The sequence below is a fragment of the Phenylobacterium sp. genome (assembly GCF_041919955.1).
Classification (GTDB): Bacteria; Pseudomonadota; Alphaproteobacteria; order Caulobacterales; family Caulobacteraceae; genus Phenylobacterium.
The window spans coordinates 86,992-100,634 of the sequence record NZ_JAYRSU010000015.1 but is presented as its reverse complement, the minus strand read 5'-3'; the positions used below and the strand labels follow the sequence as shown (position 1 = coordinate 100,634).

12 protein-coding genes are annotated in these 13,643 nt (G+C 68.4%); 7 read left to right on the top strand and 5 right to left on the bottom strand.

What is annotated here, in order from left to right:
* Positions 1 to 110: 110 nt before the first annotated feature.
* Positions 111 to 1,634 (bottom strand): ABC-F family ATP-binding cassette domain-containing protein, encoded by a 1,524-nt coding sequence (locus ACE3T2_RS13800; protein WP_374658304.1) that lies wholly within the window; start codon positions 1,632 to 1,634, stop codon positions 111 to 113.
* Between the two features lie 171 nt (positions 1,635 to 1,805).
* Between ACE3T2_RS13800 and ACE3T2_RS13795 the strand changes: the two genes are divergently transcribed.
* From ACE3T2_RS13795 to rodA, 6 genes are all read left to right on the top strand, one after another.
* Entirely contained in the window at positions 1,806 to 3,224 is a 1,419-nt protein-coding gene (locus ACE3T2_RS13795; RefSeq protein WP_374658301.1) for a sensor histidine kinase, read from the top strand.
* Between the two features lie 232 nt (positions 3,225 to 3,456).
* On the top strand, positions 3,457 to 4,500 hold the full coding sequence (locus tag ACE3T2_RS13790; protein WP_374658299.1) for a rod shape-determining protein: 1,044 nt from the start codon (positions 3,457 to 3,459) through the stop codon (positions 4,498 to 4,500).
* A 63-nt stretch (positions 4,501 to 4,563) separates the two neighbouring features.
* Positions 4,564 to 5,730 carry a rod shape-determining protein MreC gene (gene mreC, locus ACE3T2_RS13785; RefSeq protein ID WP_374658297.1) on the top strand — a complete coding sequence of 389 codons (1,167 nt, stop codon included), beginning with the start codon at positions 4,564 to 4,566 and terminating at the stop codon, positions 5,728 to 5,730.
* Positions 5,731 to 6,240 carry a hypothetical protein gene (locus tag ACE3T2_RS13780; protein ID WP_374658295.1) on the top strand — a complete coding sequence of 170 codons (510 nt, stop codon included), beginning with the start codon at positions 5,731 to 5,733 and terminating at the stop codon, positions 6,238 to 6,240.
* A gap of 12 nt (positions 6,241 to 6,252) precedes the next feature.
* Complete coding sequence (mrdA, locus tag ACE3T2_RS13775) at positions 6,253 to 8,268, top strand: penicillin-binding protein 2 (RefSeq protein WP_374658294.1); 2,016 nt, start codon at positions 6,253 to 6,255, stop codon at positions 8,266 to 8,268.
* The gene (gene rodA / locus ACE3T2_RS13770; protein WP_374658293.1) at positions 8,265 to 9,419 is read left to right on the top strand and encodes a rod shape-determining protein RodA; all 1,155 of its coding nucleotides are present in this window, start codon (positions 8,265 to 8,267) and stop codon (positions 9,417 to 9,419) included. The genes mrdA and rodA overlap by 4 nt, the downstream gene beginning before the upstream one ends.
* Before the next feature lie 6 nt (positions 9,420 to 9,425).
* Here rodA and ACE3T2_RS13765 read toward each other — a convergent pair whose 3' ends face one another.
* The 3 genes from ACE3T2_RS13765 to ACE3T2_RS13755 are packed head-to-tail and all read right to left on the bottom strand — an operon-like array spanning position 9,426 to position 11,954.
* A complete protein-coding gene (locus tag ACE3T2_RS13765) occupies positions 9,426 to 9,965 on the bottom strand; it encodes an AAA family ATPase (RefSeq protein ID WP_374658292.1) in 540 nt (179 codons plus the stop codon).
* Between the two features lie 5 nt (positions 9,966 to 9,970).
* Positions 9,971 to 10,963, bottom strand: a complete 993-nt coding sequence (gene pip / locus ACE3T2_RS13760; RefSeq protein ID WP_374658290.1) for a prolyl aminopeptidase — start codon at positions 10,961 to 10,963, stop codon at positions 9,971 to 9,973.
* Between the two features lie 10 nt (positions 10,964 to 10,973).
* Positions 10,974 to 11,954 (bottom strand): alpha/beta fold hydrolase, encoded by a 981-nt coding sequence (locus ACE3T2_RS13755; protein ID WP_374658288.1) that lies wholly within the window; start codon positions 11,952 to 11,954, stop codon positions 10,974 to 10,976.
* Positions 11,955 to 12,057: 103 nt separating this feature from the next.
* On the opposite strand from ACE3T2_RS13755, the gene ACE3T2_RS13750 reads away from it, so the two are divergent.
* Positions 12,058 to 13,263, top strand: coding sequence for a multidrug effflux MFS transporter (locus ACE3T2_RS13750; protein ID WP_374658286.1), 1,206 nt, complete (start codon positions 12,058 to 12,060; stop codon positions 13,261 to 13,263).
* Here ACE3T2_RS13750 and ACE3T2_RS13745 read toward each other — a convergent pair.
* A complete protein-coding gene (locus tag ACE3T2_RS13745) occupies positions 13,254 to 13,625 on the bottom strand; it encodes a DUF423 domain-containing protein (RefSeq protein WP_374658284.1) in 372 nt (123 codons plus the stop codon). The genes ACE3T2_RS13750 and ACE3T2_RS13745 overlap by 10 nt on opposite strands.
* Positions 13,626 to 13,643: the final 18 nt, after the last annotated feature.

Sequence of the window (13,643 nt, the reverse complement as noted above, 5' to 3'; positions counted from 1 at the left end):
TATTACTGCTGGTAGATGTAAGATGTCGCGTCATCTCAACCGCTGATGGCGCGCGAATGCTTCTTATGGATCTGGAGCGGGCGCTTTATACTTGAGCGGGCGGTATGGGCCTACTGCGCCGCGAAGAACGGCTCGGGGTCGTCGATCTCTACCAGCCTGCCCTTGCGAATCTCGACGAAGCGATTGGCGACGCTGCGGGTGAAGTAGCGGTCGTGCGAGACGAAGACGCAAGCGCTGTCGGACGCGTCGAGCTGGGCCTCCAGGTCCTCCTGGCCCTCGATGTCGAGGTGGTTGGTCGGTTCGTCCAGAAGATAGAGGTTCGGCCGCGTCAGCTTCATCCGCAGGAAGACCAGGCGGGCGCGCTCGCCGTGGCTGAGGTCGGCGATGGGGCCCTTGATGCGCATATAGGCAAAGCCGGCCTTGGCCAGCAGCGCGTTGGCGTCGCGGTCGGTAGCGCCCTCGGCGCTCGATACATAGTCGAGCAGGCTGGCGCGCAGCGGCAGGTCGGCCATGCGCTGGTCGAAGTAGGCCAGTCGCGCCTGTGGGTTGAAGCGGATCGGTGCGGCGCCGTCATAATGGCGCACGGCCGGGTCGAAAGCGTCGGCCAGCAATGAGAGCAAGGTAGACTTGCCGCTGCCGTTGATCCCGAGCAGTGCGACGCGGTCGCCCATGCCGACCCCGAACCGCTCGATCGTGAACAGGCGCCGCGCGGCGTCGGGCGTGGCGACCTCCAGGCCCTGCAGACGCAGCGCCACCTTGGCGTCCATTTCACCATCGTGCAGCTCCAGTCGCCGCTCGCGGGCGGAATAGGCGCTGGTGCGGTCGGCCTCGATGCGCTCGATCCGCTTCTCTGTCGCCTTGGCGCGCTTGTGGAACTTGTCGTTCTTGACGCCCCAGACACGGTAGCGGGCGGCGACCTTCTGCAGGCGCTCGATTTCCTTGCTTTCCAGCTGGCGTCGCGCCGCGTCGGCGGCGTCGCGCTGGAGCAGGGCCTCGCGCGCCTCCACGAACGGGACCTTGAAGCTGTGGGCGCCGTCCGAACGCAGGAACAACGTGCGAGTGGTGGTGCGCTGAAGAAACTCGCGGTCGTGGCTGACGATCAACATCGGCAGTCGCTCGCTCTCCAGCCAGCGCTCCAAAGTGTTGATGTTGGAGAGGTCCAGGTGGTTGGTCGGCTCGTCCAGGATCAGAAGGTCCGGCTCGGACAGCCGGGCCGCCGCCGCGATGAGCAGCAGCCGCTGCCAGCCGCCGCTGAGGGCGCCGAACAGCTGCTGTGCCGTCTCGTAGGAGACGCCGATCTCGTCGAGAAGGACGTCGACCTTCCAATCTTCGGACCCATCGGCGACGGGAAGGGCGCGCTCCAGCGCCTCGCGGACGGTTAAGGGGGCGAGGTCGGGCGGCGTCTCCTGAGGCACGTAGCCGATCTTGAGCCCCCGCGAGCGCACGATCTGGCCCTCCATCAGGTCGAGTTCGCCCAGCAAGCACTTCAGCAGGGTCGACTTGCCGGCGCCGTTCTCACCGACCAGCGCGGTGCGCGCCTCGTCGAGCTGGAAGCTGACGCCCTCGAAAACCCGCTGGGTTCCATAGAAGAAGCTGGCGTTTTCGACGCCGAGGACGGCTTGGCGGGCGGACATGAGGAAGCTCGGCGAACTTTCGGAAAGCTCGGCAATTTAGGGGGCCGGATGCTCCGGCGCTGTAGCAGAAGGGCGACAGTCGTCGTATCGGCGACAGCGGAGTCGTCAATGTCGCCGACTCGACGGAACAATTGGGCGGGTTTCCTGATTTGAGGCCCCGAATGAGTAGGCATGCCATATGCGCGCGGTGCGGCCGTGGATGACGCGCCGCTGATGGAGCTGAGGTCCGATGCGCTGAGGCGCGCGGTCCGGTCCTGGGAGGGCCTGTCCGAGCGGCTGCCGGTAGGCGTCTATGTCTGCGACCGCCGCGGCGGCGTCGTGCATTGCAATCGACGGGCCGTGGAGCTCTGGGGCGCCGAACCGCCCGCGGATGGCGGTCAGGTTCCGTTCGACCGCGCCTTCCATGCCGACGGCTCGCCGATGACCGCCCAACAGTCGCCCGTGGCTGAGGCCCTGGCGACCGGCGCGCCGGTCAAGGATCGCGAGGTGGTGATCGTCCACCCCGATGGCCGGCGCGTGCATGTACTCTGCAACGCCGAACCGCTGCGCGACGAGGGCGGTCTGGTCATCGGGGCGGTGAACTGTCTGCAGGACGTCACGGAGTTCCGGCGGACCCGCGACATGTTGCGCTCGCGCCAGGGCTGGGCCCGGCGGATCCTCGAAACCTTGCCCATCGCCATGTACCAGACCGATCCTGAGGGGCGGATCATGACCTTCAACCCCGCGGCCGCGGCGCTGTGGGGCCGCGAGCCGAGGTTGGGCGAGGATCGCTGGTGCGGCTTTCACAAGCTTTATTCGACCGGCGGCGAGCCCATGGCGCTCGACCTCTGCCCGATGGCCCAGGCCATCGCCGAGCGGCGACAGATACTGGGCGCGGAGGCGATCTTCGAGCGGCCCGACGGTCGCCGCGGCGCCTTTCTGGCCTATCCGACACCGCTGTTCGACGCGGACGGAAGCCTGGTCGGCGCGATCAACATGCTGGTCGACATCAGCGAGCGCAAACGCGCCGAGGACCTGCACAAGACGCTGCTGGACGAGCTGAACCATCGGGTGAAGAACACCCTGGCCACCGTCCAGTCTCTGGCCGCCCACAGCTTTCGGGCCGATGGGGACGTCGCCGGCATGCTCCAGGCTTTCGAAGCCCGGCTGATGGCTCTGTCGAGCGCTCACAATCGACTCGCCGAGCGTCATTGGGAGGCGGCGGACCTGCAGGACGTCGTCGCCGGCGTGATCGCCGTGTTCGGGGCCGAGCGCGCCTTCGCCGCCGGCCCATCGGTGCAGTTGTCGACCCGGGCCTCCGTCACACTGGCCATGGTGCTCCACGAACTGGCGACCAACGCGGCGAAATACGGGGCCCTGTCCTCCACCGGGGGCAAGGTCGTGGTGGAGTGGACGCACGCCGCCGGCGAGCTGGCGTTGGAGTGGTGCGAACGTGGCGGCCCTCCGGCCGGCGATCCGGACCGGTGCGGCTTCGGCCTGCGTTTCGTGCGCCGCGCAGTCGAGCGCGAACTGGGCGGTTCGGTCCGGTTCGAGTTCGGCGAAGCGGGGCTGTTCTGCCGCATTTCCGCCCCGATTCCGACAAGCGGTTGACCTCTTCCGCGCTCGCCCGGGCGTCCATGCGCAAGGCTGGGCGCACATGTGTGCGACGGGAAACCACAGACCTATCATTAAGCCTTGAAATCAACCGATTGGCAGGGCACACGGACCATCTGTCCTGCAAGCGGAGGCTGACGCCGCCTGACGTTTCGAGATTCGAAACGAAGCGTCGGCAGCCTGGGCTTCGCATACCCCCAATTCCGCTCCCCACCCCCCAGGGCCCTGCATGATCTCGTCCCTCTTCGGCGCTATCTCGAACGACATCGCCATCGATCTCGGCACCGCCAACACGCTCATCTACATGAAGGGCAAGGGCATCGTTCTGAACGAGCCGTCCGTCGTCGCCCTGCGTAACGTCGGCGGGCGCAAGGTCGTCCACGCCGTCGGCATCGAGGCCAAGCAGATGCTGGGCCGCACGCCGGGTCACATGGAAGCCATCCGCCCGATGCGCGACGGCGTCATCGCCGACTTCGAAGTCGCCGAGGAGATGATCAAGCACTTCATCCGCAAGGTTCACAACCGCAAGGGGTTCGTGAACCCGAAGGTGATCGTGTGCGTGCCGTCGGGCGCCACCGCCGTGGAGCGCCGGGCCATCAACGACAGCTGCCTGAACGCCGGCGGTCGCCGCGTGGGCCTGATCGACGAGCCGATGGCCGCCGCCATAGGGGCCGGCCTGCCGATCCATGAGCCGACCGGCTCGATGGTGGTCGACATCGGCGGCGGCACCACCGAAGTGGCGGTCCTCTCCCTTTCGGGCATCGTCTATTCGCGTTCGGTCCGCGTCGGCGGCGACAAGATGGACGAGGCGATTATCAGCTACATGCGCCGCAATCATAATCTGCTGATCGGTGAAACCACCGCCGAGCGCATCAAGAAGGAAATCGGCACCGCCCGCGCGCCGGCCGACGGCGAGGGCCTGTCGATCGAGGTCAAGGGCCGCGACCTGATGCAGGGCGTGCCGCGCGAAGTGCGCATCAGCGAGAAGCAAGCCTCGGATTCGCTGGCTGAGCCGGTCGGCCAGATTGTTGACGCCGTGAAGATGGCGCTGGAAGCGACTCCGCCCGAGCTGGCCTCGGATATCGCCGACAAGGGCATCATGCTGACCGGCGGCGGCGCGCTGCTGCGCGGCCTGGACGCCGAGATCCGCGATCACACCGGCCTGCCGGTGACCGTCGCCGACGACCCGCTGAGCTGCGTCGCGCACGGTTGCGGCAAGGTGCTCGAACATCCGAAGTGGATGAAGGGCGTCCTGGAGTCCACCCTGGCGTAGAATTCCGCGAGTCGCGGCTCGGGAGTGATTCTCCGGGCCGCGTCTTCAGGGTGAGCAGGTTCGGTGGCGCTGCGCGACAACCCCTTGGGCGAACTGAAGGTGCCGCTGGCCTGGACGGCCGGCGTAGCCTTGATCGTGGCCCTCGTGGCCGCGCTGGTGCTGCTGCTGTCCGATCGGCGCGAAACCTTCCAGACCGAAGCCTACGGCGCCTCGCGCAAGGTCGGCGACGCCATCGCCGCGCCTGTGACCGGCGTGCTGGCCACGCCCGGCCGCTGGCTGAGCGACGGAGTGGACGGAGTGCGCAGCTACTTCTTCGCCGTCTCGGAGAACCGCCGGCTGAAGGAAGAGCTGCAAGAGGCCCGCCAGTGGCAGATCGCCGCCCTGGCGCTGCGCGACACCAACGACCGCTACAAGGCCCTGCTGGGTCTGAAGACCGATCCGCCGATCCCGATGGTCGCCGCTCGCACGGTCAGCGAGGGCAGGGGGCCCTTCTCCAACACGCGTCTGGCTAACGCCGGTAAGGAAAAGGGCATCCGTGAAGGCAATCCGGTGATGAGCGAGAACGGCCTCGTGGGCCGGATTATCGGCGTTACCGACGGCGCCAGCCGCGTCCTGCTGCTCACCGACATCGCCTCGCGCACGCCGGTGATGATCGACCGCACCAACGCGCGCGCGATCCTGGCCGGGGACGGCGGGCCCAATCCGCGCCTTGAGTACCTGCGCGGCCAGGACCCCGTGAAGCAGGGGGATCGCATCGTCACGTCCGGTGACGGCGGGGTGCTCCCGCGCGGCCTGCCGGTCGGCATCGCCGCGAAGGGGCTCGATGGCCGCTGGCGCGCCGTGCTGGCCTCCGACGCCGCCCCGGTCGACTTCGTTCAGGTAATGCTGTTCCAGGATTTCTCGCAGCTCAGCGCCGCCGCCGCGGCCGAGTTGAACCGCATGACGGTGCCGCCGCCCGCCAAGCCTGCGGTCGTCGGCGTGACCGCCGCAACCCCGCCGGCCGCTGCATCCAGCGCCCCGGCCGCCGGCCTCCGGGGCCCCACGGCCGGCGCGACGCCAGCCGCGCGTCCTCCGGCTGCGGGAACCGTCGGCACGCCGCCTCGGAGCGCCGCCGCCTCCGCGCCCAAGCCGGCCGCACCCAAGCCCGCTACGCCGCGCCCGGCTGCCCCCAAGCCTACGCCCGCGCCGGCGCAACAGCCCCAGCCGCCCGCGCCCGAGGTTCCGTTCTAGATGGCCGGCGCGCGCCCTCTGGCCCCGTGGCGCTGGATCGGAGTTCCACTCGCCCAGTGCCTCATCCTGACGGTGCTGTTCTCACTGCCGTTCCGGCCGTTCGGCCTAAGCCTGCCCGAGCCGATCTTCCCGATGGTCCCGGCCTTTGCCTGGGCGATCATCCGGCCGTCGATCCTGGGGCCTCTGAGCGTACTGGCCATGGGCCTGTTCCTCGACATCGTCTGGGGCGCGCCGATGGGCCTATGGGCGGTGGCCCTGCTGCTGGTCTATGGAGCGGCCCTGGTCGGGCGCAGCATGATGGCGGGCCAGAGTTTTCCGGTGATGTGGGCCTGGTACGCGGCGGCCACGGGCCTTGCCATGGGCAGCGCCTATCTTTTCACGATGCTGGGGGCGCATGCGGGCGCCAACCCGATCTCCGTGGCATGGCAATTCCTGGCCACCGTCATATTGTTTCCATTCGCACACCTGCTGATCGACCGGTTCGAGGATGCAGACGTGCGTTTCCGATAGGGTTCCGGAGCGATGGCCGAGCCGTCGATCTTCTTCTCCGAGGTCAATGAACGGCAGGGGGTCTTCCACCGCCGGATGTTCCTCATGGGTGGGTTCGCCGGCCTGGGCCTGGCCGCCCTGACCGCGCGCCTGGCGCACCTTCAGATCATCGAGACCCAGCGCTACGAGAAACTCTCGGCCTCCAACCAGTTCAACTTCCGCCTGGTGCCGCCGCCGCGCGGCCTGATCGTCGACCGAAATGGGGCGATCCTGGCCTCGAACCGTCCGAACTTCCGGCTGCTGGTCTCGCGCGAGGACCAGAGCGACGTCGCCGGCACTCTGAAGACCCTGGCGACCTTCGTGCCGCTGGACGAGGCGCGCCAGGCCCGCCTGCTGCGTGACATCAAACAGACCCCCAAGCGCGTCCCGGTTTCGGTCGCCGAGGACATGAGCTGGGAGGAATTTTCGGCGATCAATATCCGCGCGCCGGAACTGCCTGGCGTCACCGCCGACATGGGCGAGGTGCGGGTCTATCCGCACGGGGGGGCGTTCGCGCACGTCATCGGCTACGTGGCCAAGGTCAACAAGGAGGACCTGACGCCGACGGGGCCGAACTCCGACCCCATCCTGCTGCATCCGGGCTTCCGAATCGGCCGCCAGGGCGTTGAAAAGGCTCTGGATCTGGAGCTCCGCGGCAAGCCCGGCGCGCGCAAGGTCGAGGTCGACGCCAACGGCCGCGAGGTGCGCCAGGACGAGGCGGGGGACATCCCCGCCACTCCCGGCAAGCGGATCGAACTGACCCTCGACGTCGATATCCAGAACCGAGCGCTGGAGGTGATGGGCGACGAGAGCGGGGCCATCGTGATGATGGACTGCCGCACCGGCGATCTGCTCTGCATGGCTTCTGCGCCCAGCTTCGACGCCAACCGCTTCGTGCGCGGCCTGTCGGGTCCGGAGTACCGGGCGCTGGCCCAGTACGAGCGCAAGCCGCTGCTCGACAAGGTGATGACCGGCACCTATCCGCCAGGCTCGACCTTCAAGCCCACCGTGGGCCTTGCTGCGCTCCAGGCCGGCATCGACCCGGAAGTGCGCGTCCATTGCAGCGGCGGCTGGTACTGGGGCGGGCGCACCTGGCGCTGCTGGAAACACGGCGGTCACGGCTCCCAGAACATGCACGAGGCGATCAAGAACTCGTGCGACATCTATTTCTACCAGACCGCCCTGAAGATCGGCCCGGACCCGATCGCGGCGGCGGCCCACGCCATGGGCTTCGGCACGATCTTCGACATCGGCATTCCAGGCCAGAAGAAGGGCGTCGTCGGCTCACGGGAGTGGAAGCGCAAGGCGGTCAAGCGCGAGCCGGTCTGGCAGCCGGGCGACTCGGTCAGCTACGGCATCGGCCAGGGGTATCTGGCGGTGAACTGCCTGCAGCTGGCGGTGATGACGGCGCGGCTGGCCAACGGCAAGAAGGCGCTGAACCCGCGGCTCATCAAGTCGGTGGGCGGCGTGGAGCTGCAGCACGGCGACGACGTCCCTGACCTGCCGTTCAGCAAGGAACACCTCGATTACGTCCGCGGCGGCATGATCGCCGTGGCCAACGACACGGGCGGCACCGCTTATCGCCAGAGCCAGCTGGGCCTCGGCGACATTCAGATGGCCGGCAAGACCGGTACCGCGCAGGTGCGCAGCTTCGACAAGGGCCCGCGCAGCAGCGCCGGGGTCACCTGGCGGCTGAAGGACCACAACCTGTTTGTCGCCTTCGCGCCGGTCGACGACCCGCGCTACGCGGTGGCGGTCATCGTCGAGCACGGCGGTCTGGGCGGCGCCACCGCCGGCGCGCCGCGTGCGCGCGAAGTGATGCGCGTGGCCTTGCTGAAGGACCCGCAACTGCGCTCGCGCATCGAAAAGCCGATGCCGATGCCTGAGGCGCCGGAGCCGATGGAAGCCGAGGGCGTCGCGCCGGAAGCCCCGACCATCACTCCGCCGCCGCCGGCCGCCGCACCGTCGCCGGCTGCTCCAATACCGACCCCGACGGGAGGCGGCGTATGACCGTCAGCGCGCTCACACGGCCGGGGGAACGTGACCGGCTCATCGTCAAGCTGGGCGAGATCGACTGGCTGTTCTGCCTGGCGCTCTGCCTGATCGCCGGGGCCGGCGCCCTGATGATGTTCTCCATCGCCGGCTCCTCGTGGGAGCCGTGGGCGGCCAAGCACCTGACGCGCTTTGCGCTCTGTCTGGTGCTGATGATCGGCCTGGCGATGATCGATCTGCGGGTCTGGTTCACCCTGGCCTATCCGATCTACGGGATCGGCCTTTTGCTGCTGATCGCGGTGGAAGCCATAGGCGACGTTCGCATGGGCGCGCAGCGCTGGCTCGCGCTCGGGCCATTCAGCTTTCAGCCGTCGGAGATCATGAAGCTCGGCATCGTGCTGGCGCTGGCGCGGTTCTATCACGGGGTCTCGGCCGACGCCGCGCGGTTCTCCTGGTGGCTGCTCGTGCCGGCGGCGATGATCGGGGCGCCGGTCATCCTGGTCATGCACCAGCCCGATCTGGGCACTGCAATGCTGATCGCCATGACCGGGGCGGCGATCGTGGTGCTGGCGGGTCTGTCCTGGCGGGTGATCTTCGCAGGCCTTGCGGCGTTCGTGGCGGCGGTGCCGCCGATCGTGATGTTCGTGCTGCATGACTACCAGCGCAAGCGCGTGCTCACCTTCCTGGACCCGGAGAGCGACCCGTCCGGCTCGGGCTACCATATCCTGCAGTCCAAGATCGCCTTGGGCTCGGGCGGCTTCTTCGGGAAAGGGTACGGCCTGGGCTCCCAGAGTCAGCTGAACTTCCTGCCCGAGAAGCAGACCGACTTCATCTTCGCGACCCTGGCCGAGGAGTTCGGTTTCCTAGGCTGTTTCTCGGTTTTGTTCCTGTACGGCGCGGTGATCTTCATGGCGCTGCGGACCGCGGCCCTGGCGCACTCGCACTTCGGCCGGCTCTCGGCGGCGGGCACGACCGCGACCTTCGCCCTCTATGTGCTGATCAATGGCGGCATGGTCATGGGCCTAGCGCCGGTGGTCGGCGTGCCGATGCCGCTGCTGTCCTATGGCGGCACCGTCATGGTGACGGTGATGATCGGCTTCGGCCTGGTGCAGGGCGTGCGCGTCCACCGCTATTCGGAAGTCACCAGCGGCAAGGGCGCCTTCATGTAGCGTCGCTCAGGCGACGCGGACGGTGGTCTCGCCTTCGCCGCGCGGGGTCTCGAAGCTGGCCAGGAACCGCGCCAGGGCCGCCTCGTCGATCGGCACGGCGGCGTTGGCGTCGAACCGCTCGCGCCGCGCCGCCAGCCGCTCGCGCAGCAGCGCCTCGTCGGCCTTCAGATAGACCAGCCGCCAGATCCCCCCGGCGCCCTCGACCGCGGCTTTGAAGTCGTCGCGGTGGGCGCGGCTCCAGAAGCTGGAATCGACCACCACCGCCTGACCGCCGCGCAGCTCTTCGATCAGCTGCGTCCGCAGCAGGGCGCGCGCGGCCTCGACGTGAGCGCCGTACTGCTCGGGCGGATAGTCGAGGCCATAGCGGCCGTAGCGCCGCCATATCTCTTCGTCGATCGAGAGGCGGCGAAAGCCGACGGTTTCCAACTGCATGGCGAAGGTCGTCTTGCCGCTGCCCGCCAGGCCGCACATCAGCACCGCCAGGCCGGGCATGGGGCGCAGCGAGACCAGCGCGTCGGCGATCGTCACCGAACGGGCGCCGGCCATGGCCGCTAGAGCTTCAGGGCGTGGTCCGTCGCGCGGACCAGCCCGTCGACAATGCCGGGCTCGGTCGAGGCATGGCCCGCGTCCCAGACGATGTCGAAATTGGCTTCCGGCCAGGCGTTCTTCAGCCGCCAGGCGCTCTCCATCGGCGTCACCACGTCGAACCGGCCCTGGACGATCCAGCCCGGAATGCCGCGCAGCTTGTCGATGTTGTTCAGGATCCAGCCGTCTTCCTTGAAGAAGCCGCCGTTGACGAAGAAATGGCACTCGATCCGGGCGAAGGCGATGGCGAAGTCGATCTCGTTGAACTTCGAGGGCCGCGCCTCGGGGCCACGGATCGAGATGGTGTCGCCTTCCCACTGGCTCCAGGCGGCCGCCGCCTCGGCCTGGACCCGGCGGTCCGGGTGGGTCAGGCGCTTGTGATAGGCGGCCATCATGTCGCCGCGCTCGTCCGGGGGGATCGGGGCGCAGAACCGCGCCCAGGCGTCGGGGAACAGGAACGAGGCGCCGTCCTGATAGAACCAGCGCAGCTCGCGCTGGGTCAGCAGGAAGATGCCGCGCAGGACCAGGGCCTCGACGCGATGCGGGTGGGTGATGGCGTAGGCGAGCGCCAGGGTCGATCCCCACGAGCCGCCGAACACGGTCCACTTTTCGACGCCCAGATGGATGCGCAGCCGCTCGATGTCCTCGATCAGCGACCAGGTCGTGTTGTCTTCCAGGCTGGCGTTCGGCCGCGATTTGCCGCAGCCGCGCTGGTCGAACAGCGCCATCCGCCATTTGGCCGGGTTGAAGAACCGCCGCATGGTCGGGTTGATCGCCCCGCCCGGGCCGCCGTGCAGGATGACGCAGGGCTTGCCGTCCGGATTTCCGCACTCCTCGTAGAAGATCTCGTGCGGGCCGCCGGTCGGCAGCCAGCCGTAGGCATAGGGCTCGTTGTCCGGATACAGGCCCTTGCGGTGCGCGGCGCTCGAGACGGTGAGGGGCGGGGTGGTGCGTTCCATCCCGCCAAGTCTACTTCGGGAAGCGGCGGTCCATCCAGTCCAGGATGAGGTGGTTCACCTCTTCGGGCTTCTCCTGCTGGGTCCAATGGCCGGAGTCCTTCACCAGCACCTTTTCCAGGTCGGAGATGACCTCTTCCATGCCCTCGGCCATGGCGGGCGAAAGCACCACGTCCTTCTCGGCCATGATCATCAGGCAGGGAATGCCGTCGATCCGGGTCGGGAAGCCCGCCGAGCGCTCCCAGTTGCGGGTGAAGTTCCGGTACCAGTTGATCCCGCCGGTGAAGCCGCTGGCCTGGAAGGTCTCGACGAAGGCGGCCAGTTCTTCGGGGGTCAGCAACTGGTTGGCGGTGTCGGACTTGTCCCAGGCCTTCAGGGCGTCGCCGAAGGCGAAGGTCGAGCCGCCGGTCGGAGCGGCCACCTGCTGGATGGCGGCTGGGCGGCGCATGAAGAAACGCATGGTCTTGTCGACATCGGCGGCCAGGGCGGCGTCGGCGATCTCCGGCTTCTGGAACCAGACGATGTACATGTCCTCGCCGAACACCTTGCGCATGCCCTCGATGGGATCGAGCGGGGCCCTGCGCATGAAGGGGGTGTTCAGTCCGACGATCCCGGCCACGCGGTCGGGATGCATGAGCGGCAACTGCCACACGACGATCCCGCCCCAGTCGTGGCCGACGAACACCGCCTTGTCGACGCCAAGGTGGTCCAGGAGGCCGACCAAGTCGCCGGTCAGGTGCTCCATGTCGTAGTCGGTGACGGCGTCGGGGCGGGAGGTCAGGCCATAGCCGCGCTGGTCCGGTGCGATGGCCCAGCGGCCGGCCGCCTCGCAGGCCTTGAGCTGATGGCGCCAGGAAAAGGCCAGTTCCGGGAAGCCGTGGCAGAAGACGATCGGAACGCCTTCGCGGGGGCCGACTTCGTAATAGGCCATGTCGATCCCGTTGACGGCCGCGTGCTTGACGGGCGGCATCTGGCGCTCGAGGGCGGTCGGCATGCGGGCTTCCTCCAAAGTTTGCGCGGCAGATTGCCAGGGTTCCTTGCGCGGAAGGCAAGCGACGGTTGCGATCTTGTCGGATTAGGCGTCTAGAGACAGTTGCATGACCAACTATTCTGCCGACCGCACGCCCTGGGGCCTCGTGATCCTGCTGGCGGCGCTGACCGCCTTCGCCCCCATGTCCATCGACATGTACCTGCCCAGCCTGCCGGCCATCGGGGTGGGTCTTGGAGCCAGCGCGGCCCAGACACAGGCGACGGTGGCGGCGTTCTTCGGCGGCATGGCGGTCGGGCAGTTCTTCTACGGGCCGGCCTCGGACAGGTTCGGACGGCGCGGACCGATCCTGGTGGGGTGCGCGATCTATGTGGCCGCCTCGGTGCTCTGCGCCCTGGCGACCTCGGGCCAGATGCTGATCGCCGCGCGCTTCGTGCAGGCGCTGGGGGGCTGCGCAGGCGGGGTGGTGGCGCGAGCCATCGTGCGCGACCGCTTCAACCACACCGAGACGGCGCGGGTGCTGTCGCTGCTGACCCTGATCATGGGCCTGGCGCCGATTCTGGCGCCGCTGCTGGGCGGGGTCCTGCTGCATCTGGGCGGCTGGCGGCTGAACTTCTGGGTGTTGACCGGCTTTGGCGTCGCCTGCTCGCTCGCCACCCTGCTGTGGCTGCAGGAAACGCGCACCGACGAAGCCGCCGCCCAGGCTGCGTCGGAAACGCCGCTCCAGGCCTACGCCGCCCTGCTGCGTATGCCGCGGCTGATCGGGTACGGCCTGGCCGGCGCGCTGGGGGCCGCGACGCTGTTCACCTACATCTCGGCTTCGCCCGAGCTGCTGATCGGGACCTACGGCATCGCGCCGGAACATTTCGGCTGGGTGTTCGGGATCAATTCGCTGGGCGTCATCGCCGCCAGCCAGGTGAATCGCACGCTGCTGCGCCGCTTCACCCCCGATCAGGTGCTGACCTGGTCGGGCCTGGCCTCGCTGGCCGCCGGCTTGGCCCTGACCGCGGCGGCTGTGAGCGGGCTCGGCGAGCGCTGGAGCGTGCTGCCGCTGCTGTTCCTGCTGCTCGCCAGCTACGGCCTCATGCAGGGGAACATCATGGCCGGGGCGCTGAACGTCGATCCTCGGCGGGCCGGTTCGATCTCCGCCCTGACCGGCGGACTCGCCTTCGGGATCGGGGCGCTGGCCTCCAGCCTGACCGGCCTGCTGGCCGACGGAACCCCACGGCCGATGGCGATCGTCATGACGCTGGCCATGGCCGGAGCGGTGGCCTGCCTGCGCTGGCTGGCCCCGCCGCAGCCGGCTCAGTCCTGACCTGGCTCCAGGCTGGCCCAGGCCAGGACCGCCCAGCCGACCAGGAACAGCAGCCCGCCGATCGGCGTGATCGCCCCGAACCAGCGCGGCGCGCCCAGCGCCATGGCGAAGAGGGAGCCAGAGAACAGCACGACGCCCGCCAGGAATAACGGCGGGGCGATCCGCGCGCGGCGTGAGCCCCGACTGGCCAGAAAGGCGGCGGCGAACACGGCCATCACATGCATGAAGGCGTAGGTCGCGCCCGTGTGCATCCATTCCTTGGCCTTCGGATCGCCCAGGCCGTGGGCGGCGAAGGCGCCGAAGCCGACGGCCAGGAAGCCGCCGACGGCGGCCGCGAACATCCAGGGGCGAAGTTTGCTCATGTCTCTCTGCCTAGCGGC

Excerpts from the sequence above, each read along its gene's own strand:
- rodA (WP_374658293.1), top strand. The coding sequence starts at position 8,265 with ATGACCGTCAGCGCGCTCACACGGCCGGGGGAACGTGACCGGCTCATC.
- ACE3T2_RS13800 (WP_374658304.1), bottom strand. The coding sequence starts at position 1,634 with ATGTCCGCCCGCCAAGCCGTCCTCGGCGTCGAAAACGCCAGCTTCTTC.
- ACE3T2_RS13765 (WP_374658292.1), bottom strand. The coding sequence starts at position 9,965 with ATGGCCGGCGCCCGTTCGGTGACGATCGCCGACGCGCTGGTCTCGCTG.
- mrdA (WP_374658294.1), top strand. The coding sequence starts at position 6,253 with ATGGCCGAGCCGTCGATCTTCTTCTCCGAGGTCAATGAACGGCAGGGG.
- ACE3T2_RS13780 (WP_374658295.1), top strand. The coding sequence starts at position 5,731 with ATGGCCGGCGCGCGCCCTCTGGCCCCGTGGCGCTGGATCGGAGTTCCA.
- pip (WP_374658290.1), bottom strand. The coding sequence starts at position 10,963 with ATGGAACGCACCACCCCGCCCCTCACCGTCTCGAGCGCCGCGCACCGC.
- ACE3T2_RS13790 (WP_374658299.1), top strand. The coding sequence starts at position 3,457 with ATGATCTCGTCCCTCTTCGGCGCTATCTCGAACGACATCGCCATCGAT.
- ACE3T2_RS13755 (WP_374658288.1), bottom strand. The coding sequence starts at position 11,954 with ATGCCGACCGCCCTCGAGCGCCAGATGCCGCCCGTCAAGCACGCGGCC.
- ACE3T2_RS13795 (WP_374658301.1), top strand. The coding sequence starts at position 1,806 with ATGCCATATGCGCGCGGTGCGGCCGTGGATGACGCGCCGCTGATGGAG.
- ACE3T2_RS13745 (WP_374658284.1), bottom strand. The coding sequence starts at position 13,625 with ATGAGCAAACTTCGCCCCTGGATGTTCGCGGCCGCCGTCGGCGGCTTC.
- ACE3T2_RS13750 (WP_374658286.1), top strand. The coding sequence starts at position 12,058 with ATGACCAACTATTCTGCCGACCGCACGCCCTGGGGCCTCGTGATCCTG.